This is a genomic window from Actinokineospora baliensis (assembly GCF_016907695.1).
GTDB lineage: Bacteria > Actinomycetota > Actinomycetes > Mycobacteriales > Pseudonocardiaceae > Actinokineospora > Actinokineospora baliensis.
Genome location: NZ_JAFBCK010000001.1, coordinates 5,174,858 through 5,195,812, shown reverse-complemented (window position 1 = coordinate 5,195,812; position 20,955 = coordinate 5,174,858). Strand labels below are relative to the sequence as shown.

General features: G+C 71.3%; 20 protein-coding genes. 7 read left to right on the top strand and 13 right to left on the bottom strand.

Annotated elements, in window-relative coordinates:
* The first annotated feature begins 48 nt into the window (after nt 1-48).
* A complete protein-coding gene (locus JOD54_RS23595) occupies nt 49-690 on the top strand; it encodes an AAA family ATPase (protein ID WP_204453229.1) in 642 nt (213 codons plus the stop codon).
* Nucleotides 691-805: 115 nt separating this feature from the next.
* On the top strand, nt 806-1,687 hold the full coding sequence (locus JOD54_RS23590) for a dioxygenase family protein (RefSeq protein ID WP_204453227.1): 882 nt from the start codon (nt 806-808) through the stop codon (nt 1,685-1,687).
* A gap of 71 nt (nt 1,688-1,758) precedes the next feature.
* Here the strand turns inward: JOD54_RS23590 and JOD54_RS34490 are convergent, their stop codons facing one another.
* The 7 genes from JOD54_RS34490 to JOD54_RS23560 all read right to left on the bottom strand — a co-directional run bounded on the left by JOD54_RS34490 (nt 1,759) and on the right by JOD54_RS23560 (nt 6,996).
* A complete protein-coding gene (locus JOD54_RS34490) occupies nt 1,759-2,085 on the bottom strand; it encodes a helix-turn-helix domain-containing protein (protein WP_307860233.1) in 327 nt (108 codons plus the stop codon).
* On the bottom strand, nt 2,082-2,519 hold the full coding sequence (locus tag JOD54_RS34485) for a cupin domain-containing protein (protein ID WP_239573483.1): 438 nt from the start codon (nt 2,517-2,519) through the stop codon (nt 2,082-2,084). The genes JOD54_RS34490 and JOD54_RS34485 overlap by 4 nt, the downstream gene beginning before the upstream one ends.
* Before the next feature lie 63 nt (nt 2,520-2,582).
* Nucleotides 2,583-3,452 carry a helix-turn-helix domain-containing protein gene (locus JOD54_RS23580; protein WP_204453226.1) on the bottom strand — a complete coding sequence of 290 codons (870 nt, stop codon included), beginning with the start codon at nt 3,450-3,452 and terminating at the stop codon, nt 2,583-2,585.
* A 15-nt stretch (nt 3,453-3,467) separates the two neighbouring features.
* A complete protein-coding gene (locus JOD54_RS23575) occupies nt 3,468-4,364 on the bottom strand; it encodes a transporter substrate-binding domain-containing protein (protein WP_204453225.1) in 897 nt (298 codons plus the stop codon).
* A complete protein-coding gene (locus JOD54_RS23570) occupies nt 4,357-5,163 on the bottom strand; it encodes an amino acid ABC transporter ATP-binding protein (RefSeq protein ID WP_275592681.1) in 807 nt (268 codons plus the stop codon). The genes JOD54_RS23575 and JOD54_RS23570 overlap by 8 nt, the downstream gene beginning before the upstream one ends.
* On the bottom strand, nt 5,145-5,918 hold the full coding sequence (locus JOD54_RS23565; RefSeq protein ID WP_307860232.1) for an amino acid ABC transporter permease: 774 nt from the start codon (nt 5,916-5,918) through the stop codon (nt 5,145-5,147). The genes JOD54_RS23570 and JOD54_RS23565 overlap by 19 nt, the downstream gene beginning before the upstream one ends.
* Nucleotides 5,919-6,063: 145 nt before the next feature.
* Entirely contained in the window at nt 6,064-6,996 is a 933-nt protein-coding gene (locus JOD54_RS23560; RefSeq protein WP_204453222.1) for an anti-sigma factor RsbA family regulatory protein, read from the bottom strand.
* An 84-nt stretch (nt 6,997-7,080) separates the two neighbouring features.
* Here JOD54_RS23560 and JOD54_RS23555 point away from each other — a divergent pair, with 84 nt between their 5' ends.
* Entirely contained in the window at nt 7,081-7,719 is a 639-nt protein-coding gene (locus JOD54_RS23555; protein WP_204453220.1) for a hypothetical protein, read from the top strand.
* On the opposite strand, the gene JOD54_RS23550 is transcribed toward JOD54_RS23555, so the two are convergent.
* The 4 genes from JOD54_RS23550 to JOD54_RS23535 all read right to left on the bottom strand — a co-directional run bounded on the left by JOD54_RS23550 (nt 7,716) and on the right by JOD54_RS23535 (nt 12,149).
* Nucleotides 7,716-8,150: an SRPBCC family protein gene (locus JOD54_RS23550; RefSeq protein WP_204453219.1), complete on the bottom strand. Its 435-nt coding sequence runs from the start codon at nt 8,148-8,150 to the stop codon at nt 7,716-7,718. The genes JOD54_RS23555 and JOD54_RS23550 overlap by 4 nt on opposite strands.
* Nucleotides 8,151-8,859: 709 nt before the next feature.
* Nucleotides 8,860-9,435 carry a cadmium resistance transporter gene (locus JOD54_RS23545; RefSeq protein ID WP_204453217.1) on the bottom strand — a complete coding sequence of 192 codons (576 nt, stop codon included), beginning with the start codon at nt 9,433-9,435 and terminating at the stop codon, nt 8,860-8,862.
* The gene (locus JOD54_RS23540) at nt 9,432-10,325 is read right to left on the bottom strand and encodes an aminoglycoside phosphotransferase family protein (protein ID WP_204453215.1); all 894 of its coding nucleotides are present in this window, start codon (nt 10,323-10,325) and stop codon (nt 9,432-9,434) included. Before JOD54_RS23540 ends, JOD54_RS23545 begins: the two co-directional genes overlap by 4 nt.
* A 90-nt stretch (nt 10,326-10,415) precedes the next feature.
* On the bottom strand, nt 10,416-12,149 hold the full coding sequence (locus JOD54_RS23535; RefSeq protein ID WP_204453212.1) for an ABC transporter ATP-binding protein: 1,734 nt from the start codon (nt 12,147-12,149) through the stop codon (nt 10,416-10,418).
* Nucleotides 12,150-12,227: 78 nt separating this feature from the next.
* Here JOD54_RS23535 and JOD54_RS23530 point away from each other — a divergent pair, with 78 nt between their 5' ends.
* Together JOD54_RS23530 and JOD54_RS23525 are read left to right on the top strand one after the other, a co-directional pair.
* A complete protein-coding gene (locus tag JOD54_RS23530) occupies nt 12,228-12,791 on the top strand; it encodes a TetR/AcrR family transcriptional regulator (RefSeq protein ID WP_204453210.1) in 564 nt (187 codons plus the stop codon).
* On the top strand, nt 12,791-13,498 hold the full coding sequence (locus JOD54_RS23525) for a class I SAM-dependent DNA methyltransferase (protein ID WP_204453207.1): 708 nt from the start codon (nt 12,791-12,793) through the stop codon (nt 13,496-13,498). Before JOD54_RS23530 ends, JOD54_RS23525 begins: the two co-directional genes overlap by 1 nt.
* An 899-nt stretch (nt 13,499-14,397) precedes the next feature.
* On the opposite strand, the gene rox is transcribed toward JOD54_RS23525, so the two are convergent.
* Together rox and JOD54_RS23515 are read right to left on the bottom strand one after the other, a co-directional pair.
* Entirely contained in the window at nt 14,398-15,819 is a 1,422-nt protein-coding gene (gene rox / locus JOD54_RS23520; protein ID WP_204453205.1) for a rifampin monooxygenase, read from the bottom strand.
* A 137-nt stretch (nt 15,820-15,956) separates the two neighbouring features.
* On the bottom strand, nt 15,957-17,156 hold the full coding sequence (locus JOD54_RS23515) for a tyrosine-type recombinase/integrase (RefSeq protein ID WP_204453203.1): 1,200 nt from the start codon (nt 17,154-17,156) through the stop codon (nt 15,957-15,959).
* A 104-nt stretch (nt 17,157-17,260) separates the two neighbouring features.
* On the opposite strand from JOD54_RS23515, the gene JOD54_RS23510 reads away from it, so the two are divergent.
* Both JOD54_RS23510 and JOD54_RS35230 read left to right on the top strand, forming a co-directional pair.
* Entirely contained in the window at nt 17,261-18,295 is a 1,035-nt protein-coding gene (locus JOD54_RS23510) for a hypothetical protein (RefSeq protein ID WP_204453201.1), read from the top strand.
* Between the two features lie 1,298 nt (nt 18,296-19,593).
* Nucleotides 19,594-20,910, top strand: coding sequence for a hypothetical protein (locus JOD54_RS35230; protein ID WP_204453199.1), 1,317 nt, complete (start codon nt 19,594-19,596; stop codon nt 20,908-20,910).
* The last annotated feature ends 45 nt before the right edge of the window (nt 20,911-20,955 follow it).

Below are 20,955 nucleotides of genomic sequence, written 5' to 3'. Positions count from 1 at the left end.
GCCCACTCCTCCAGATGTTGATCAAGTGAAAGCTGGTAGAACGGCGGCATGCTGGTGTGGGTGAACGGGCCGTTCGGGGTGGGCAAGACGCAGACGGCGTGGGAGTTGCGGCGGCGGGTCGCGGGCAGTGTGTTGTGCGATCCGGAGTTGGTGGGGTTCGGGTTGCACCGGGCGATGCCGCCGTGGCTGCGGGAGGACTTCCAGGACCTGCGGTCGTGGCGGTCCGGGGTTGTCGAGGTGTTGGACCTGGTGTTGCGGCGGCATGAGGGTCTGGTCGTTGCGCCGATGACGTTGGTGGAGCCCGCGTACTTCGAGGAGATTGTCGGCGGTTTGCGGGCGCTGGGCCACGATGTGCGGCACTTCGCGTTGCTGGCGCAGCGGGAGACGATCGTGGGGCGGTTGGCCGAGCGCGGGTTGGGGCACGCGTTCGCCAGGGTGGCTGGCCGGTCCGTGGCGCTACGGCGGGAGACTTTCGCGTTGTCCAAACTGGACCTTTGCCTGGAACGGTTGCGGGAGCCGGGTTTCAGGCAGCACGTGTGGACCGATGAGCTGCCGCTGCGGGAGGTGGTGGAGTTGATCGCGGCGTCGATCGGGGTGGAGTTGTCGCCGGACACGGATTCGCCGCTGCGGGCCCGGGTGCGGCGGGCGGCGGTCGGGGTGCGGCACATCCGGGTTCTGACTGGCAAGTGAGGATGGCGTTCACATAGGGACCTCACAGCTCGCGCACACCGGGCGCCCAGGGTTCGACCCTAGCTTTGCTCACCGCTGGTATCCGAACTGGCACAGTGAGTGAGGTGTTGTCACCATGCACGATGACGATGAGCCGGTCGGCCGCGTCCTGGGCAGGCGCCACGCGTTGGCGTTGTTGGGGTTCGCGGGCGCGGCGTTGACGGTGGTCGGGACGGGGGTCGCGACGGCGGCTCCGGAGCCCGCCGGGGGCGACTGCGTGGACTGCGTGGCCCGGCCTGAGCAGGTCGAGGGCCCGTACTTCGTGGACGAGGAGTTGAACCGGTCCGACATCAGGTCAGATCCGGCGACCGGGGTCTTCTCCCCCGGTGTTCCGCTGCTGTTGGGCCTGTCGGTGCTGCAGATCCGGGACCGCCGGTGTGTGCCGCTGAAGGACGCGGTGGTCGACGTCTGGCACTGCGACGCGGCGGGGGTGTACTCCGACATCGCGAGTGAGGGGTCGTCGGGCAAGAAGTTCCTGCGGGGTCTGCAGGTCACCGATCGGGGTGGCCGGGTGCGGTTCACGACGGTGTTGCCCGGCTGGTACCGGGGGCGGACGGTGCACATCCACATCAAGGTCCGCACGACCGGGACCGACGGGAAGCCGTACGAGTTCACCTCGCAGCTGTACTTCACCGACGAGTTCACCGCGGCTTACCTGGCGCGGCCCCCGTACAACGCGAAGGGCAAGCCCGACACCACCAACGCCACCGATTTCATCTACCGCCAAGGCGGCGACCAGCTCCTGCTCCACCCCCGCCGCCACTCCCCCCACGCCTTCACCGCCAACTTCGCCATCGCCCTAGACCTCTCCGACCCCACCGTCGGCGACGACGACAGCCAAGGCCCGGGCCCCGGTCCGGGCCCTGGACCAGGCCCTGGTCCGGGCCCGACCGGCCAACCCCCGATCCCCCCGACCTCTCCCCCATCCCCCACCAGCACGCCACCGACGACCACGTAGTCCGAGCCAGTGGTGGTGGGGTACCTGCCCGCGAGGGCTTGGCAGGTACCCCACCACAGCGGTGTTGCTGGTCAGGCGGCTGCGCTGGTGCGGCGGTAGTCGCGGGGGGCGCAGCCGTAGCGTTGGCGGAAGGCTCGGCTGAAGTAGGAGGAGTCGGGGATGCCCCAGCGGGCTCCTACGGCGCTGACGCCTGCTGGTTCGGTGAGGAGGTCGGCTCGGCAGCGTTCGAGGCGGCGGTCGCGGATCCATTTGGCGACGGTGGTGCCTTCGGATTCGAAGAGGCGGTAGAGCTGCCTGGTGGAGATGTGGACCGCGGCGGCGATGCCCGCTGGGGTGAGGTCTGGGTCGGCGAGGCGGGCGTCGATGAGGTCGTGGATGTCGCGTAGGAGCGGGGTCACGACTTGTATTCGGGGTGCAGGGACAGGGCGATGAACTGGAAGGGGCGGTCGACGCTCTTGTAGCCCAGCGGGCAGTGGGGGACGCCCGCGGGGATGTAGACCGAGGCGCTGGTGGAGATCTCGTAGACCTCGCCGTCGATGGTGAGTTCGGCGACGGCGCCGAGGTCGTTGATGTCGTCGGGGTTGGAGCCCATCCAGAGCAGGACCTCGTCGTACTCGTGGGTGTGTTCGAGGACGTAGGGGTTGGGGGTGGGGACCTGGTAGATCCAGCTGTAGGCGATGTGGACCTGGCAGCCGGGGACCTGCCAGCCGCTGATGAGGGCGTGGGCGCCGCTGGTGCCGCCCTCGGTTTCGCCGTAGGCGAGGACGCCTTCGTTCGGCAGTTCCTCGCGGACCATCGCGCGGACGATGTTCTTCTCGTACTTCCCTGTCATGGCAACGGTTTCCCTTCGATCCGGTGTGTTTCGAAGGTACGAACCGGTCGTGCTGGGAGACAGTCAGCGGTCTCGGGTGATCTGGTACTTTTCGCGGATTTCGCGGCGGAAGTCGCCGGGGCTCTCGCCGGTTTCGCGTTTGAAGAAGCGGCCGAAGTAGGAGGGGTCGTCGAAGGTGAGGCGGTGGGCGATCTGGGCGACGCTGAGGTCGGTTTGGGCGAGGAGGCGTTTGGCTTCGAGGGCGAGGGCGGCGCGGATGACGGCGCCGGGGGTGGTGCCCATGGCGGCGCGGACGAGGTCGGTGAGGTGTCCGGCGGTGATGCCGAGGCGGTCGGCGTAGGCGGTGACGGAGCGTTCGGTGAGGGCGTGTTTGGTGGCCAGGCGGGTGAAGCGCCAGACCAGTGTTGAGGTGGTGGGGGTGTCGGGGTGGGTGCGGCGCAGGCGTTGGACCTGGACGAGCAGGATGTGCAGGTGGGCTTGGAGCATGGTGGCGTAGCCGGGTTCGCGGGTGCGGTACTCGTGGGCGATGTCGTCGAGGATGCCGTCGACGAGGGGGATCTGGTCGCCGGTGAGCCGCAGCAGGGGGCTGCCGCCGGGGGCGGGGAGCAGGCCGCCGGGGTGGGCGAGGAGGAACTCTTCGGCGAAGACGAGGACGCGGCCGCGGATGAGTTCGGTGTCCTGCCAGAAGTGGACTTGTCCGGGGGCCAGGACGTAGAGGGAGTTCGGTTCGATCGGGTAGGGCTCGAAGTCGACGACGTGGACTCCCCCGCCGCCGGTGAGGTGCAGGATCTCGTAGAAGTCGTGGCGGTGGGGGAAGCGGGCGCGGGTGAAGGAGCCGATCTCGTCGAAGGTCCCGATGGCGAAGGGCGAGAGGCCGGTCGGCACCGGGACTTCGATTTCGTGCAGCGGTAGCGGCGGGGTCGCGCGGGCCATGCCACCTCCCGGGGTTCAGCCGCCCGCGGTGGCCAGGTTGAGGCCGGGTTCGGGCAGCGCCTTGAGTCCATAGTGGCCGATGATGCGGTCGAGCGTGCCGTCGGCTTTGAGGGCTTTGAGGGCGGCGAGCAGGGCTTGGGCGAGTTGGGTGTCGTCTTTGCGCAGGTACATGCCGACGTAGGTGGGGGCGAAGTCGTCGGAGACGATCACGATGGGGGCGTTCTGGGTGCTGATGGCGTATTTGGCCTGTTCGGTGACGGCGACCTGGAAGTCGGCTTGGCCGGAGCGCAGGGCGAGGTCGGCGTCTTGGGCGGTGGGGTATTGGCGGGCTTCTGCGGCGGGTTTGCCCTTGGTGACGCAGGCTTGGGAGATCTCTTCGGCGTGTTGGACGTCGGTGGTGCCGCGGATGGTGGCGATGCGTTTGCCGCAGGCGTCGTCGACGCCCTTGTATTTGCCCTCGTTGGCTTTGGCGGTGACCAGGACGCTGGCGGATTGCATGTAGTCGACGAAGACGCCGACGCGTTGGCGTTCCGCGGTGTCGGACAGGCCGTCGTCGGCCATGTCGAAGCGGCCCGCGGTGAGGCCGGGCAGGAGGGCTTCCCAGGCGATGTTCTCGATCTCGTAGCCGAGGCCGAGTTTGGCGGCGACGGCGCGGCCGACGTCGGGGGTGATGCCGCCGGTGATGGTGTTGTTCGCGTCGGTGAGCAGGTAGGGCAGGTTGGGCAGGGTGGTGCCGACGTGGAGTTTGCCCGCGTCTTTGATGCGTTGCGGGAGCATGTCGTGCAGGGCTTGGTCTTTGGTGGGGGTGGCGGTGTCGGTGGGGGCGGCGCTGGGTGCGGTGGTGGCGCCGGGGTCGCCGCAGCCTGCGAGGGCGAGGGCCGCGGCGGCCAGGACGGTGAGGGGTCTACGCATGGTCGGTCTCCTGGGCGGGGTGTCGGCGGACGTGGGCGAGGAAGGTCGCGGTGCGGTCGGATTCGGGGTGGCGCAGGACGCGGTGGGCGGGGCCGGTTTCGACGACGACGCCGTTGTCCATGAAGACGACGGTGTCGGCGACCTCGGCGGCGAAGCCGATCTCGTGGGTGACCACGACCATGGTCATGCCGCGGTCGGCGAGGTCGCGCATGACGGTGAGGACTTCGCCGACGAGTTCGGGGTCGAGTGCGCTGGTGGGTTCGTCGAAGAGCAGGACGGCGGGGTTCATGGCCAGTGCGCGGGCGATGGCGACGCGTTGTTGTTGGCCGCCGGAGAGTTGGGCGGGGAGTTTGTCGGCGTGGTCGGCGAGGCCGACGCGGGCGAGCAGGTCGCGGGCTTCGCGGTCGACCTGGGTGGGGTCGCGGCTCAGGACCTTGGTGGGGCCGAGGGTGATGTTGCGCAGCGCGGTGAGGTGGCTGAAGAGGTTGAACTGCTGGAAGACCATGCCCATGCGCAGGCGGGCGGCGGCGATGGCGCGTTCGCTGCTCTCGTGCAGGCGCCCGTCGCGGGGTTCGTAGCCGACGAGGACGCCGTCGACCTGGACGAACCCGGCGTCGAGGGGTTCGAGGTGGTTGGCGCAGCGCAGCAGGGTGCTCTTGCCGCTGCCGGAGGGGCCCAGGACGCAGACGACTTCGCCGGGGTCGACGTCGAGGTCGACGCCGCGCAGGACGTGCAGGTCGCCGTAGGATTTGCGCAGTCCGCGCAGGCGTAGTCCGCCGCTCATGAGGTCGCTGCCCATCGTTCGAGGTGGCGTTGTCCGAGGCCCGCGGCGGTGACGAGGATGAGGTACCAGCCGGTCGCGACCAGCAGCAGGGCGATGACCTGGTAGTTCTGCCCGTAGACCTGTTGGGCGCGGGTCATGAGGTCGCCGCCGCCGATGACGGAGACCAGTGAGGTGCCTTTGAGGATGAGGATGAACTGGTTGCCCAGGGCGGGGAGGATGACCCGCACGGATTGGGGCAGGACGATGGTCCTGGTTGCTTGGGCGCGGGTCATGCCGATGGTGAGGGCGGCGTCGACTTGGCCTCGGGGTACGGCGAGGATGCCGCCGCGGATGATCTCGGCGAGGTAGGCGGCTTCGTGCAGGCCGAGGCCGAGCATGGCGGCCAGCAGTGGGGTGATGACGGTGTTGGTGTCGGCGAAGCCGAGGGTGGGGAACAACAGGGCGAGGTTGAACCAGAAGACGATCTGGACGACCAGGGGGACGCCGCGGAAGAACCAGATGTAGGCCGAGGCGGCGGCGTGGGCGACGGGGTTGTGCGCGTGGCGCATCATGGCGAGGGCGGCGCCGAGGACGAGTCCGATACCCAGCGTGGCGAAGGTGAGCAGCAGGGTGGTGCCGACGCCTTCGATGATGGGGGTGGACAGGAAGTACTGGCCGACCACGACCCAGTCGAGGTTGGGGCTGGTGATGACGGTGACCGCGAGCCACCCGGTGGCGGCGAGCAGGATGGCGCCGGTGGCCCACCGGGACAGCCATGTCTTGCGGCGCACCACTTCCAGTGTGTGCAGTGAGTCGAGCATCCGTCGTCCCCCTCGGTTCGGGTGCGAAGGACGCTAGGCCGAGGGGGCTGTGGATTCTTGACTCTGCCTGCCAAGCTCACCGCGCCAGCGGGCGGTCACGCTGGGTGAGGGTCCGTCAGGGGTGGGTCATGGTGAGGCGGACGGTGAAACCCGTGGTGTCGCGGGTGAGGGTGACGTGGTCGCAGAGCTGGTGGGCGATCCACAGTCCGTACCCGCCGCTGGTGGTGCCGGTGGCGGGGAGCAGACCGGCGAACGGGTCCGTGGGGCCGGGGCCGGTGTCGTGGACGGTGACGACGAGGTGGTCGTGGCCGACCCACAGCCGCAGGCGGGTGGGGGCGGTGCCGTGGCTCAGGGCGTTGGTGACGGCTTCGCTGACCGACACGAGCAGGTCGTGGAGGGTGTCGGGGGGCAGGGTGTCGGCGTTGGCGGCGGCGACGGCGTGGCGGGCGTCGGTGGGTGACGGGTTGAGCAGCTCGAGCGCGGGCGGGTGGAGCTGGGTGGGGTGCGGTGTGGGCGCCGCGGTGTGGGTGAGGAAGGTCGGTGGGTCGACGTAGTCGGGGTTGGCCGTGTGGGTGCCGTCGGGGTGGGCGATCAGCGAGTGGGTGCGGGCGACGTCGTCGAGGACCGCGGCGGGGGTGGTGCGGGTGTCGTAAGCGCACAGGGTGCTGACGGGGAACCGGTCGAAGGCGTGGTTGACGGCGGCTTCGTAGCGCGACCACACGTCCCACGCGGTGGTCAGGACGGGCGCGGGGAGTTCACCGATGACGCGGATCGCGGGGGCGCCGTCGGCGAGGAGGGCGGTGAACAGGTCGCTGTAGGACTTGATGGCGCCCGCGGGTCGGGCGTACTGGGCGCCGATCTGCAGCACGGTGACCGCGTCGGGGTGGGGCAGCGCGTCGAGCAGCAGGTCGGTGCGGGCGGGGTCCAGGGCGATCATGACGGCGTCGCCGCGGTCCACTCCCCCGGCGAGGAATGGCACGGCGGAGGCGAGGAGTTCGCGGTCGTCGGCGTAGCACAACGCGACGTGGTCGTAGCCGCGTCCGCTCATGCCACCTGCTCCAGCACGGTCAGCACTGTACGCGCCGCCTGACCAGCCCCGCAGCCGCGCCGTGGGGCCCGATAGGGTGCCGCCGTGAGTACCCGGCACATCACCTGGGCCGAGGCCACCGCGTTGTTCGAGCAGCGTGGTCTCCCTCGGTCGATCTGGCAGAACTTGTACGAGGGCGAGTACGCCCTGCACAGCGGCGCGGCCGTGGTCGAGGGGAACTTCTCCCTCAACAGCGGCGACGACGCCCCGTGGGCCGAGGTCGCCGACTGGGACACCGGGTACATCGTCGACGGCGACCTGACCGTGACCGGTGGCCTGTACGACGTGGACGACGGCGCCGCGGCGCTGGTGGTGCTGGGGAACCTGACGGTGGCCGGGCTGCACACCACCTGCGACCCGAAGATCGTCGTCACCGGCGACACCACGGCCGAGGTGATCTTCGGCGAGTACTCCGACAAGTACCTGGTGTTCCAGGGCGACCTGCGGGCCGCGGTGCAGGTGTGGCTGTCCGAGAGCGCCCCCGACCAGATCGGCGGCACCGCGTCCGGCGCCCTGGTGCACCCGACGTACGGCCGCTACAGCGACCTCGAGGCCGCCGTGGTCGACAACACCGGCATCCCGATCACCGACCTGCTGGTCGACGAGGTCCTCACCCCGGACGGCGAGGTCGACAGCGACGCCCTGCACGAGCGCCTGCTCGCGGGTCTGCCCCTGCTGCGCTAGCCGCCGAAGACCCGGGTCAGGCTCTGCTCGGTCTCGGTGCCCAACTTCTCCAACGCGACCTTGGCGACGGGCGCCGCGAGCTTCGCGGCGCCGTGGAACTCGACGTGCGCGTGGTAGGTCAGCGCGCTCTCCCCCGGCCGTTCGCCAGGCCCGACCCGGATGTCGTCGGTGGAGGTGGCGGTGTTGTTGCGGCCGATGAACTGGAGCCTGCCCGGCTCGGAGACGGTCAGCTCATACCGGAGCTCGGTCTCCGACCCGAGGAACTTCGACACGTTGTGCCACGTGGAGCCCACCCGCACGGGCCCGTCATCGAGGCGCCTGCAGGAGACGGTGCCGGGGTCCCACTCCTCGGCGCGGCTGAAGTCCCGCAGGTAGTCCAGCACCGCGTCCGGGCTCGCGCGGACCGTGAAGGTGCGCTTGACATCCACCATGTCGCCTCCGTCGGGGTTGTGTTGCCCCGGGATGCCTCACAGGTGGCCTGGCCAAACCAGCAGATCGACGGCAGTGGTGGTTCCCGCGCCGCCGTGGTGGATGACGGCGGGGGCAGCGCTCGGTGGTTGATGCCGTCGACAACGGGGCCGTCGGTGGCGGCCAGGTCGGTCCAGCCGTGGGCGAGGACGGCGCGGTGGCCGTGCTGTCGCCGAGGGGCACCTGGGCGACATCGGCTCGGTGGTGCAGGGGCATGCCGCCGAATCCGGCGAACACCGGTTCCGAGGCCGCCACGGCCGGTCGCTGATGACGTGGTCACGCAGAGCGGGGCGTTGATGTTCTCGGCGCCCGGCCGCCACGACCACATAGGCACCGCATGCTGCCTCGGCCCGGCCGACACCCACACGGCGGAGCGCCTGGGAGTCGCCGACCACGAACAGCGGCTCCCAGGTGCCGGTCACCCCGACCGCGGACACCGGCGCACCGCCCGCGGCCGGGGTGGACGTGGTGCCTGCGGTGTCCCGCAAGGCGATCACCCCGCCGACCAGGGCGACGGCGACCACGGCGGCGGCGGCGGTGGTCAGCCGGGTGGTCCGGCGCCTGCGCAACCGCCGGTGGACCGCGAGGCCACCATCGCCACGCCCCACGTCTCCAGGCGGCCGACGATGTCGGGTGGCGCGCACGCCCCACGCCGCCACTCCCCTGTGTCGCCTATAGGCCGAAGGCGCCGCCTTCGATGAGGATCAGCAGGCCGAGGGCGATCAGGACGATCGGCAGCAGGATGTGTCCCCACCGCGACAACCCCTTCGCGATCGTCGGGCGGGTCGCGAGGTAGCGGCCCGCGGCTACCCACACCGCGACCAGGGCGAGGAACACGGCGACGTAGATGGCTGTGCTCATGCCTGCGGTGGCGAAGACGGGGACGTAGACGCCGATGTTGTCGCCGCCGTTGGCGAAGGTGACTGTGGCGACGGCGAGGATGGTCGGGCTGGTGGCGGCGGGGGTGTCGTCGCGGTGCCGCCACAACTGGATGGCGGCTTTGACACCGAGGGCGAGGGGTAGGAGGCCGAGGTAGGGGATTGCCGCGTCGGGCAGGAAGGTGGCGCCCAGGGCGGCCGCGATGGCGAGGGCGAGGATCCCGGCGAAACCGAGGTATTGGCCGAGGGCGATGTCGCGGGTGGCGCGGCGTCCGGTGCCGTGGGCGAAGAACAGCGCCAGGATGAGGATGTCGTCGATGTTGGTGACGGCGAACAGGACTACAGCCTGGCCGATGACGCCCACGTTCACGGCAGGACTCCCGAGAGTGGCAGCAGGGTGTGGGCGATCAGCGCCTGGATGGAGTCGAGGGCCCGGTCGCCGTCGTGCAGGGACCACAGGGTGTTCTGCAGGGCTCGGGCCAGGGTCCAGGCGGCGGCGGTGGGGCGGTCGAGGGTGAGGGCTTCGGTGAGCAGGTCGAAGCGGTAGCGCAGTGCGGTGACGTCGGTGAAGGCGTTGTCGAGGGCGGGCATGAGGTCGAAGCCGGGGTGGCCGGTGATGGGTTTGGGGTCGATCGCCAGCCAGGGTGCGCGCTCCCCCGCGAGGACGTTGTCGTAGTGCAGGTCCCAGTGCAGCAGGGTGTCGCCGGGTTCGGTGATGACCGCGGCGAGGGCGTGGGCGCAGGCGTGGGCCAGGGCGCGGTCGTCGGGGGCGGTGAGCCGGTCCAGGAGTGGGCGTTCGGCGAGCATGGCGGCGCCGATGCCGGTCAGGGTGCGGATGCCGGGTGGGGCGGGGACGTGCAGGCGCGACAGGAGGTCCGCGATGACGGTGACCGCGGTGTCGGCGGGTAGGGCGCTGAGTGGGCGCGTCGCATCGAGGCGTTCGAGGAGCATGGCGCCGGTGGGTGCGTGGTGCTCGAGCAGCCGTACCGCGGCGTGGCCGGACCAGTGGCGTAGTGCGACGGGCTCGCCGTCGTTCTCGTCGTCGCTGGGCTGCAGTTTGAGCGCCGCGGGGGTTCCGTCGACGCGGACGACGGGGATGACGAGGGCGACCATTCCGTGGCGGGCGGGTCCGTCGGGGCGTAGGTCCCAGTGGTCGAGCATCGCGGCCGCGAGAGTCGGCAGCGTGGATAGCCACGGCAGGTGTTCGGGGCTTTGAACGGCGTAGTAGGCGGCGAGCGCGTCGGGCACGGTGATGGGCACTGCTGGTTCTCCTTCGCGTAGTGGCGTGGTGTGCGAAGGAGTGGTGGGTGGGGCCCGAGGTCAACGTCGCATGGGCCCCACCCTATCCGCCTACACGGGTTCGGGGATGCGCAGCGATTCGACCAATTCGCGATAGAGGCTGTCGGTGGCCAGCAGCTCCAGGTGGGTTCCTTGGGCGCGGATGTGGCCGTCGGTCATGACGATGATCGTGTCGGCGTCGACCACGGTGGACAGCCGGTGGGCGATGGTGACCACGGCGGCGCGGGAGGCGTGGTCGCGGATGACGTCGTGCAGGGCGGCTTCGGTGAGGCCGTCGACCTGGGCGGTGGCCTCGTCGAGCAGCAGCACGTCGGGGTCGGCCAGGATGGCGCGGGCCAGGGCGATCCGCTGGCGTTGCCCGCCGGAGACCGAGGTGCCCGACAGCGGGGTGTCGAGCCCGTCGGGCAGCGCGTCGGCGAGGGTGTCGAGCCGGACCGCGGCCAGGGCCCGGTGCAGCTGCTCGTCGCTGGCGCCGGGGTGGGAGAACAGCAGGTTGTCGCGGATCGTTCCCGGCACGACCGGGGTTTCCTGCTCGACGTAGGCCAGGTGCGCGCGGATGTCGGCGTGGGTGAGCTCGGCGTAGGGGATCCCGTTGACCCGCATCGTGCCCTCTTGGGGCTCCAGGAACCGCAGGATCAGCGAGAACAGGGTGGTCTTGCCCGCCCCGGAGGGCCCGACGATCGCGGTGTGCCCCACGCGCGGGATGGTGAGGTCGATGCCCCGGACTGCGGGTGCGGTGTCGGGCCCGTAGGCCGCGGTGATCCCCCGCAGCTCCAGCACCGGCCCCGCCGTGGGCACCACGGTGTTCCCCGCGGTTCCGCCCGCTTCTATAGGCAGGGCGTCGACGTCGCGGATGCGTCCGGCGGCGGCGATGCCGTTCTGCAGGGCGGTGACGTGCTGGCTCAGCGACGTCACCGGGTCCATCAGCCCGAACGCGTAGAGCAGGAACGCGATCAGCGTCGACACCGCCAACTCGCCCTCGGCGACCCGCCACGCGCCGAGCCCCAGGATCAGGATGATCGCCAGGTTGATGCCCGACCAGGCGATCCCCCACGCCGTGGCCTCCCGCCGCACCGCCCGGATCCCGTGGTGGGCCGCGTCGCGGGCGTCGGTGACGATCCGGCCGCTCTGGCGCTGCTCGGCGCGGCTGGCCTTGACCGTGCGCACCGCGTGCAACGCGCCCTCCAGGGTGCCGCCCAACGCCCCGATGTGCGCCTGGGCCTTCTCCTTGGCGACGGCGATGGCGGGCATGAGCAGCCCGAACAGGACCGCGATCACCACCACGGCGGCGATGGTGGTCAGGAACAGCGCCACGTCCAGGGCCGCCATGAACACCAGGGTGCCGACCAGCATGACCACGCCGTTGATCAGGCCGATGACGCTGGAGGTGGCCGCCTCGCGCAGCAGCAGGGTGTCGGAGGTGACCCGGGTGACCAGCTCGCCGACCGGGCGGGTGGTGATGGCCGGGACGGTCGCGCGGAAGAACCGGGCGACCATGGACTCGCGGGCGTCGAGGACGACGCGTTCGCCCAGGGTGCCCAGCAGGATCCACTGGGCCACCCACATGCAGGCGCCGACCACGAGCAGCACCAGCATCAGCGTGATCGGGCCGCGCAGGCCCGCGTCGGTGCTCAGCGAGTCGAGGACCCACTTGGTGGCCAGCGGGGTGACCAGGCCGACGCCGGACCCGGCGAGGGCGAGCAGCAGCCCGAGGGCGAGTCGGGCGCGGTGCGGACGGGCGAAGGACCAGAGGAGGCGAAGCCTCCCCCCTTTCGGAACGCTCATGCCCGCTAGTGGAACACCGATGTTCCACTCCGGTCAAGCCGAATACCGCAACGGGCCCGCAGGTCCTAGGCTGGACCGGTGGACGTGCACACCGCAGCCGAGACCGGCACCAGGGCCCGCACCCGCCGGGCGATCCTCGACGCCGCCGTCACCGTGCTCACCGCCGACCCGACCGCCCCGCTGGCCGACGTCGCCACCGCCGCCGGGGTCGGCCGCACCACCGTGCACCGCTACTTCCCCGAACGCGCCGAACTGCTCACCGCGCTCAGCCGCCACGTCCAGGACCAGGTCGTCGAGGCCACCTACCGCGCCCGCCTCGGCGAGAACACCGCCGCCCAGGCCCTGGCGCGGCTGTGCCAGGAGTACTTCGACCTCGGCGCCGTGCTCACCCTGGTGTTCAACGACCCCGCCCAGAGCGAGGTCTGGGACGAGTGCAGCCCCACCGACCTCGCCGTCCTCGACCTGATCGGCCGCGGCCACAGCGACGGCACCATCGACCCCGGCTTCAGCCCCGCCTGGGTCCGCGACCTGCTCTGGGCCCTGCTCTACACCGCCTGGCAGCAGTCCACCACCGACCAGGTGTCGCGCCACGACGCCCTCGACGCGTGCCTGCGCGCCCTGCGGAAGCTCATCACCCCCTGATGCCCGACCCGATCTTCGCCGACCCCCGCCTCGTCGCCGTCTACGACACCTTCGACGGCCCCCGCGACGACCTCGACGCCTACCTGGCGATCATCGCCGACCTGGGCGCCCGCCACGTCCTGGACCTGGGCTGCGGCACCGGCAACCTCGGCGCCCTGCTCGTCGCCCGCGGCCTCGAGGTCACCGGCGTCGACCCGGCCGCGGCCTCACTGGACGTCGCCAAGGCCAGGACCCCGGGCGCCCGGTGGCTGCACGGCGACGCCACGGCCGCGGCGGGCCTGGACGCCGACCTGGTGATCATGACCGGCAACGTCGCCCAGGTCTTCCTCACCGACACCGACTGGTCGGCCACCCTGACCGCCGCCCGGATGGCTTTGCGCCCCGGCGGCCACCTCGTCTTCGAAACCCGCCGCCCCGAACGCCGCGCCTGGCTGGAGTGGAACACCCACACCACCCGCGACGTCCCCGGCATCGGCCCCGTCCACCACCACCGAGCCGTCACCGAAGTCCACCTCCCCCTGGTGACCTTCACCAGCACCTACCACTTCCCCGACGGCACCACCCTGACCTCCACCTCAACCCTGCGCTACCGAGACCGCCCCACCCTCCAACACGACCTGACCACCCACGGCTACCACGTCCTCGACATCCGCCAAGCCCCCGACCGCCCCAACAAGGAGTTCGTCGTCATCGCCCAAGCCCGGTAGTCCCGCCGCACCCAGATGGATGTCCGGGGGGACTACCGCCCTGCTGGCCACGCCCGCCCGCTGTCCTCCCCACCGGGAGGACAGCGGGCGGCATCGCGAGAACCCCCGCAGGCGCCTCCCCAGCCGCGGAAGCCCCGGCAGATGGCCAGCACCTGACCGACGTTGTCGGTCTCGGCGATCCCCACCAGGTCGTTGCCCAGTTCGATGGGTGTCCCGGCGGCCGCGCTGGCACCATCTCCTCACCGTGCGCGCCAAGATCCGCCCGGAGCTTCTCCTGTGGCTGGGGTCAGCTCGCCGCGCGGCCGCAACGGCGCCTCGATGATCGGCAAGTTGAGCCGCCGCACACCCAGGCCAACGGCACCAGGTGCCCGGCAACACCCGGCGAGTCCCCTCGCGGCTGTTGCCGGCTCCGGTCCTCGCCGAGGTCGACGCCGCCCAGCCACGGCGTCCTCCGCGCCACCGCCCTGCGCGAGAGCGGCGCGGTGAGCACACCGCGACCGAGCCGATCGCCTCCCGGAACTGCCGCAAGCCTGGCCAACGCGCTGGGCCTCGGCGAACTCGCGGCGATGGCCGGTGGTCTCGTTGCCCTGGCCGCAGACAGCAGCCGGGAACCATCGCGCACCAGGCGTCCACCGCCGCCAGCCCGCTGCCATCCTGTCGAGGGTGGCAGCGGGCGCACCCCCAGCCACTCGCCGCGCTGGCGGGGGCAGCGCCGTCCACTCCCGTGAGGACCGCCGCAGCGAGCGCAACTCGCCTCGACGGCCCGCATCAGCCGCAGTGGCAGCGGGTTGGGGCGCGGTCGTCCAGCAGGCGCCTGGGGTGGCTCCTCGCGGCTACTCACCTTGCGCCCGGCCTCGCGCCTGCGGTGTCGCGCTGGCCGAGCCCGGTCAACGCCTGGGTCAGCTCGCCGCACCGAACCAGCGGGGTAGGTGGGCGCGGAGGTCGTCCTGGTTCTCGCCGACCCAGGCCACGTGGCCGTCTGGGCGCAGCAGCACCGCGGGTACGTCCAGTTCTTCGCTCACCTCGGACACGTGGTCGACGCGGTCCGACCAGCCCGCCACCGACAGGCCGCCGGTTTGGTCGAGGAGCAGGCCGCGGCCGGTGTGGGTGAGGTCGTAGAGGCTGCCGTGTTTGAGGGGCAGGTCGCGGAGGCGCTTGCCGAGCAGGTCGTGGCCCTCGCCGAGGTCGTAGCGGATGCCGATGGCGGTGATCTTCTCGATCAGGTGGCGGTTGACCTCCTCGAACTCGACCAGTTCCGCCAGTAGCCCCCGCACCGCCCGCGGCCCCGGCTCGTTGGACAGCAACATCATCTGCGCGCGCGTGTTCTCCAGCACCGCCGCCGCCACCGGGTGCCGTTCGGCGTGGTAGGTGTCGAGCAGGTCCGTGGGGGCCCACCCGTTGAGGTCGGCGGCGAGTTTCCAGCCCAGGTTGAAGGCGTCCTGGATGCCCAGGTTCAGGCCCTGGCCGCCGACCGGGGGGTGGATGTGCGCGGCGTCGCCCGCCAGCAGGACGCGGCCGACGCGGTAGCGCTCGGCCAGTCGGGTCGCGTCGCCGAAGCGCGACAGCCAGCGCGGGGTGTGCACACCGAAATCGGTGCCGGTCAACGCCCGCAACTGTGTCTTGAACTCGTCGAGCGTCGGCGGCACCGAACGGTCCGGCGCCACGCCCGCGGCGGGCACCACCACCCGGTAGGACTCGCCGAACTGGCCGATGCCGAAGCGCTTCTCGGTCTCGCGGACCCGCGTCATCACCTCGGTCAGCTCCTCGGGCGCGACCCCGATCTGCATCTCCCCCAGCAGCGTGTCCACCCGGCTGGGCTCACCCGGGAACCCCACCCCGAGCAGTTTGCGCACCGTGCTGCGCCCGCCGTCGCAGCCCACCAGGTACCGGGCCCGCTCCCGCGCGCCGTCGGCCAGCTCCGCGCTCACCCCGTCGTCGTCCTGGCTCACCCCGACCAGCTCCACACCGCGGCGGATCCGCACGCCGACCTCGAGCGCGTGCTCGGTCAGCAGGCGCTCCACCACGGGCTGGTGGATGCCCAGGACGTAGCCGTGCGCGGTGTCCAGCCGCTGCGGCGCGGGCGCGGTGATCCCCGCGAAGAACCCCCGCAGCGGGTACTCGGTGCCCTCCTCGAGGAAACGCGGCAACAGGCCCCGCTGGGCCATCACCTCGATGCTGCGCGCGTGCAGGCCCAACGCCCGCACGTGGTCGGTCGGCCGCTGCTCGCGCTCCAGCACGAGCACGTCCACGCCCTGCAGCCGCAGCTCCGCGGCCAGCATCAACCCGGTCGGACCGGCGCCGACCACGATCACGTCACCCATGAATCCCCCATTCAACGTCAGCCGCTCGCCTCGCGCACTTCACGCCCGAGACCGGCCACGGCGGGAGATTCTGGGGTGTCACCGGGGTCTTGCCGCAAGCCCCCCAGTGCGCTATACGTTGAAGTGGGAAGAGGAACTCATCCCTCCCGCAGGTGCCGAGCGATCGCAGCACCCACCCCCGCCGCCGCGCTTCGATCCGGGTGCGGAGCCGCGTGGTTGTAGACCCGCTGCGTCGTGTCGACCCGGGCGTGCCCCACATCGGTCTGCACATCGGTGACCCGCGCGCCCTGCTCCATCGCGGTGGTCACGTAGAAGTGCCGCAGCGCGTGCGGGTGCATCGCCCCCGCCAACTCCGGCAGCTCCGCAGCGACCGCCAGCCGCCGCAGCAGGCTCCACACGTCCCGGCGATCACACCGGGTCCCGGCGCGGCTGAGCAGCAACGGCGCCTCCGGGATGGGTGACCCGATGGTGACCGCGGTGTGCGGCGAGGCGGGCACGGCGTTGAGGTAGTCGGCCAAGGCGGCCTCGGCGAGGTCGGACAGGTACACGGTGCGGACCTTGCCGCCCTTGCCGGTGACCCGCAGCGCCCGCCGACCGCGGGTGGTGTGCAGGTCCGGGTGGTCCAGGTCGCACAGCTCCGAGACCCGCAGGCCCAGGGTGAACAGGGCGACCACGGCCCGCGCGCGCAGACGGTCGCGGGGTGAGGCGCCGGGGCGGCGCGTGGTGGCGGCGGTGAGCAGGGCGGCGACCTGGCCGGTGGTCAGGGTCAGGACCGCTTTGGCGGGTTGGGGGTCGCGCAGGCCGAGGCGGCGGCGGTCGAGGTCGGCGGGGTTGCCCGCGACCAGGCCAGCGGCGGCCAGGTGTTGGTAGAGGGTGCGGACGGTCGCGAGCATCCGGGTCCGGGTCGCGGGTGCCGCCCCGGCGGCGCGAAGCGCGTCGTGCCAGGTCAGGACATCGGTGGTGTGGGCGGCGAGGGGGTCGGTGCCGGTGGTGGCGCACCAGCGGAACCAGTGCAGCGCCCGGAAGCGGCCCTCGCGGGTCGGCGGGCGGTTCAGGCGGGGCGTGGTGATCTCGGCGTGCAGGGCGGCGGTGAGGTCGAGGGTGTCGGCGTAGCCGCGCAGTGCGGTGACCCACGTGTGGTCGGCGCGGCTGAGCCAGTCCCGCAGTTCGGGGACGCTCGTGGGCAGGCCCAGTCCCCCGGCGTAGGTGCGGCGGGTGGAGGCGGCGCCGTAGGACCGCAACCAGCCGGTGACCTCGGCCAACAGCCGCACCGGGTCCCCCACTCCTGGCCACGGGCTGGGGGTGTCGGTGGGTGCCGGGAGGCCTGCGATCTCCATGCGCCTAGGTTACCGACAAAAGGAGTGTTCTGTCGGCAACCTCTAACTTAGGCATGTTCAAGTTAGCTGCTATATTGAACGGGTTAACTTAGAGAAGGGTTGAAATGGACGTCGACGAGCGGGTGTGTGCCCTGACGGGCTGCGAGAACCGGTTCACCCCGCGCAGCAACCGACAGCGGTTCTGCTCCCCCGACCACGCCACCGAGGCCCGAACCCGCCGTCGCGCCGTCGAAGACCTGGGGGTCGAGGACTACCTGGGCGCGCTGCGCCAACTCGGCCACGACACCCTCACCGCGCTGCGCCCCCGCGCCACCGAGATCACCACCGCCGCCACCGAACTCACCGCGACCCTGTCCACCGTCGTCGCCGGGTTCGCCGACCTCGACACCGCCGCCACCGCCCGCATCGCCGACGCCGAAGCCCGCGCCCACCAAGCCGAAACCGACGCCGCCGAAGCCCGGGACCACGCCACCCGCATGGCCGCCGAACGCGACACCGCCCTCACCAGGGCCACCGCCGCCAACCAGGCCGCCGCCGAAGCCCACACCGCCCGCCGCACCGCCGAAACCGACGCCGCGGCAGCCCGCAGAGACCTCGCCGCCGCCGCCGAAGCCCGCGGTCTGGAGTCAGCCCGAGCCGACCGCGCGGACACCGCTGCGGCCGCGGACCGAGCCCGCGCCGAGGCCGCAGATCAACGCGCCACCCGCTTGACCGCGCGGGTCCGCTCTCTCACCGCCGAACGCCGGGACCTCTGGTACCGCCTCACCACCGAAACCACCCGCGCCGAGGTCGCCGAACGCGACACCGCCCGGGTCCGCGGCCAGTCCCGCGACGATCTGGATCAGGCCCGAACCCATCTCGACGCGGTCCGCGCGGAACTGGCTGCCGTACGCGCCGAAGCTGCGGCGGTTCAGGCTCAGACCCATGCTGCGGTGGCCGAAGCGCAACGGCACGCGGAGGCGCGGAGTCAGGTTCTGCATCGGGACCATGCGGTTGCGTTGGAGCGCCACATCACTTCGGCGATCACCGCTACTGCGGCGCATGAGGCTCTGCGGGGCGATCTCGTGCGTCTCCTGGCGCATGCTGATCCGGCTGCGGTGGTTGACCAACTGCGCCATCTCCTTGCGCAGCCGCACTGATCCGTCACGGTGATGGATCGGGCGGCTCGTCGCCTGGCGGCGACGTTGCCCGTCGATCCGCGATTTGAGTGCGGGCTCGATGTGGTGGACCTGTTTTGTGCGGGGCCCCTACGACAGCCGTGGCAGGACCGCAAAAGCCGGGGCCGAAAAGCATGGCCCTGCAGCGAGGCGACGCTACGACTATCGTCCCCCCACACAAAACAGGTCCACCCCATCGAGCAGTTGGCACCAGCGACTCCGAGTGTCCAGTGGTCGCTTGAGGCGTCGGGGTAGGGCGGCTGGGATGGCGCCGCCTGCTCCGAGTGTCCAGTGGCTGGCAATGCCGTCGGAGTCGGGTGGTTGGGCTGGCGGGGCCGACTCGGAGGTAGGCCCACCCCGGGGTCCCACCCACGCCCGCACTCCCCGCCGCCTTTCGGAGACCCTCCCCGCGAGTCCACATCCCCCACCGCACCTCTGGGGGGGCGTCCCCGAGGCCAGTCTATCCGGGGGTGGGGGCGGGATGGGGGGTGGCGAAAAGTTGGGGATGGTTGCGGGGGTTGTGGATGAAGGAAGTGGCACGCCGAGGAGGGGTGGGGGTGGGGAGATCAGTCGAATGGGGGGCGGGCGGCTGGGCTGGCACCAGCGGCTTCCGGGAGCGGTGGTCGGGCTGGGGTCGCGCGCGGCTTCTGGGAGCAATGGCTGGGTCGGGTGGCCAGGGTGGCGCCAATGGCTTTGCCAGCGATGGCCGGCTTTGGTGGGCGGGTAGTGGTGGTGGGCTGGCAGGGCTGACTCGGTGGCCTGTCGCCGTGGTGGCTGGTCTGGGCACCGTCGTGAGTCACCGTGTTCCTGGGGTTCTGGTCAGCCGCGTCGTGCATTCGCCCCCGCAGGACTCCGCCGCCTCTAGAGGAGGCGCTGGCGCACTCGTCTCGCGTCGTCGGTGGTGGGGACCGTCCCGGTACGGTGCTTCGGTGGCGAGGTCGAGCAGCGATGCCGGGGTGCAGGATGCGTTTGCGGCGGCGGGGCTGACTCGGGGGCAGCGCGCGTTGTTGCACACCGTCCTGCGGGCGTTGGATGACGGGTCTGGGCCTGGTGTGCATGCGGCGACCAGTGACAGTGCGTTGGTCGCGTTGATCAGGGCGCACGATGCCGTCAGGAATCATGATGAGTACGGGCAGCCGCAGGGGCGGACGCTGGTGCGGGTTTTGCGCACCAGCGCGGCGTGTGTGCGCAACGCTCTGCCGGTCTTTCCTGAGGGTGTCCTTCGGCCCGTCCTTCAGGAGCTGGAGGCCCAGAGGGTTCGGGCGAGTGCTCTGGGGTCGATGATCACTTCCGTCGCCGACGCGATCACCGCGCAGATGCGAGCTCTGTGGGACGCCTCGGCTGGCAACCCTGGCCGGGACGCCAAGGCCGCTGGGGAGATCGCTGTGTCGGTCTATCTCGGGGGGCGTGACCACCAGGCGCTCAAACGCGACATGACGACGTTGCTCAGCCGGGGGCGGCCCACCGCCGACGACATCGTGGCGCTGTTGTGGCCGCCGCCGCGTCGGCACCACGTCACGGTGATGGTCAGTGGCGCGCGGTCGTTGGATCACCTTGACGTGCTGTTGCCTGGGGCTCGGCAGTTGTCGGTCACGGTGCGCCAGAACCCGCCGAAGGCTGCTGAGCTCGCGGCGTTGGTGGCGAAGGTGGGGCCGATCCGGGCGCGGGGTAGGCGCGTGGTCAGTGAGGCGTTGGACCAGTACGTGGCGGGCAACCGGATCGCCGATCTGACCCTGGCCGACGCGTGGGTGGTTGCCGGGCCTGATGGCCGGTGGGTGCTGGGTGAACTCGCCCGGGCGGGTGTGCGGCGCGCGGCACCGTTGTCGTCGTGGTGGTCGGATGGGCTGCGGCCCGCGTTGCGCGTCGCTCACATCGCGCGGCGGGTCGAGGCGCCGATGACCAGCGCGGCCCTGTGCTGGAGCGCCCTCGAGTCGATCGGCGTCGACGAGAAGCCCGCCCGCCTGGCCCGCGCGTTCGCGCTGCAGACCCTGCGCCAGCACATCGTCGACGCCCACGCCCAGCTGCGGCTGATGGTCACCGACCGTCTACGGCGCCTGGGACTGCGGGCACGGAAATCACAGGACACGCTGCGGCGGGCCGACGCCGTCACCCAGGCCCGCCAGTCCTGGCTGGACCACGACGCCGCGCACCAGAGCGCCCTCGGCGACACCACGGCGCTGATGGCCCTGGTCGACGCCCACGTCCCCCGGACGACCGACAAGCCCCTGCTCACCGAACCCGACCGCTGGCTCGACCTGCTCCTGCCCGCCCGCGACACCGACAGCCCCGCCCTGACCGCCGCCCACGACGCCGTCACCGCACTGAGCGCCTTCGCCGGGGGCCTCACCGAGGACACCATCACCCTGTGGCGCGCCCGCCTCGCCCGCCCGTCCCAGCTGGCCAAGTGGTTGCAGGACAAGCAAGACACCTGCCACGCCCTGCTCGACTGGCTCTACACCACCCGCAACACCGCCTTCCACCACGGCCGTTTCGCAGGCCCCCTCGACCTGGCCACCACCCACGCCGCCCAAGCCGTCGTCGACCTCCTCCTCGAAGTCCTGGGCCGCTGGCACACCACCCAACACACCCGCGGCTAGGAACCGACCCCACCGCAGGAGATCCTCCAAGCCCTCGGCCACCGC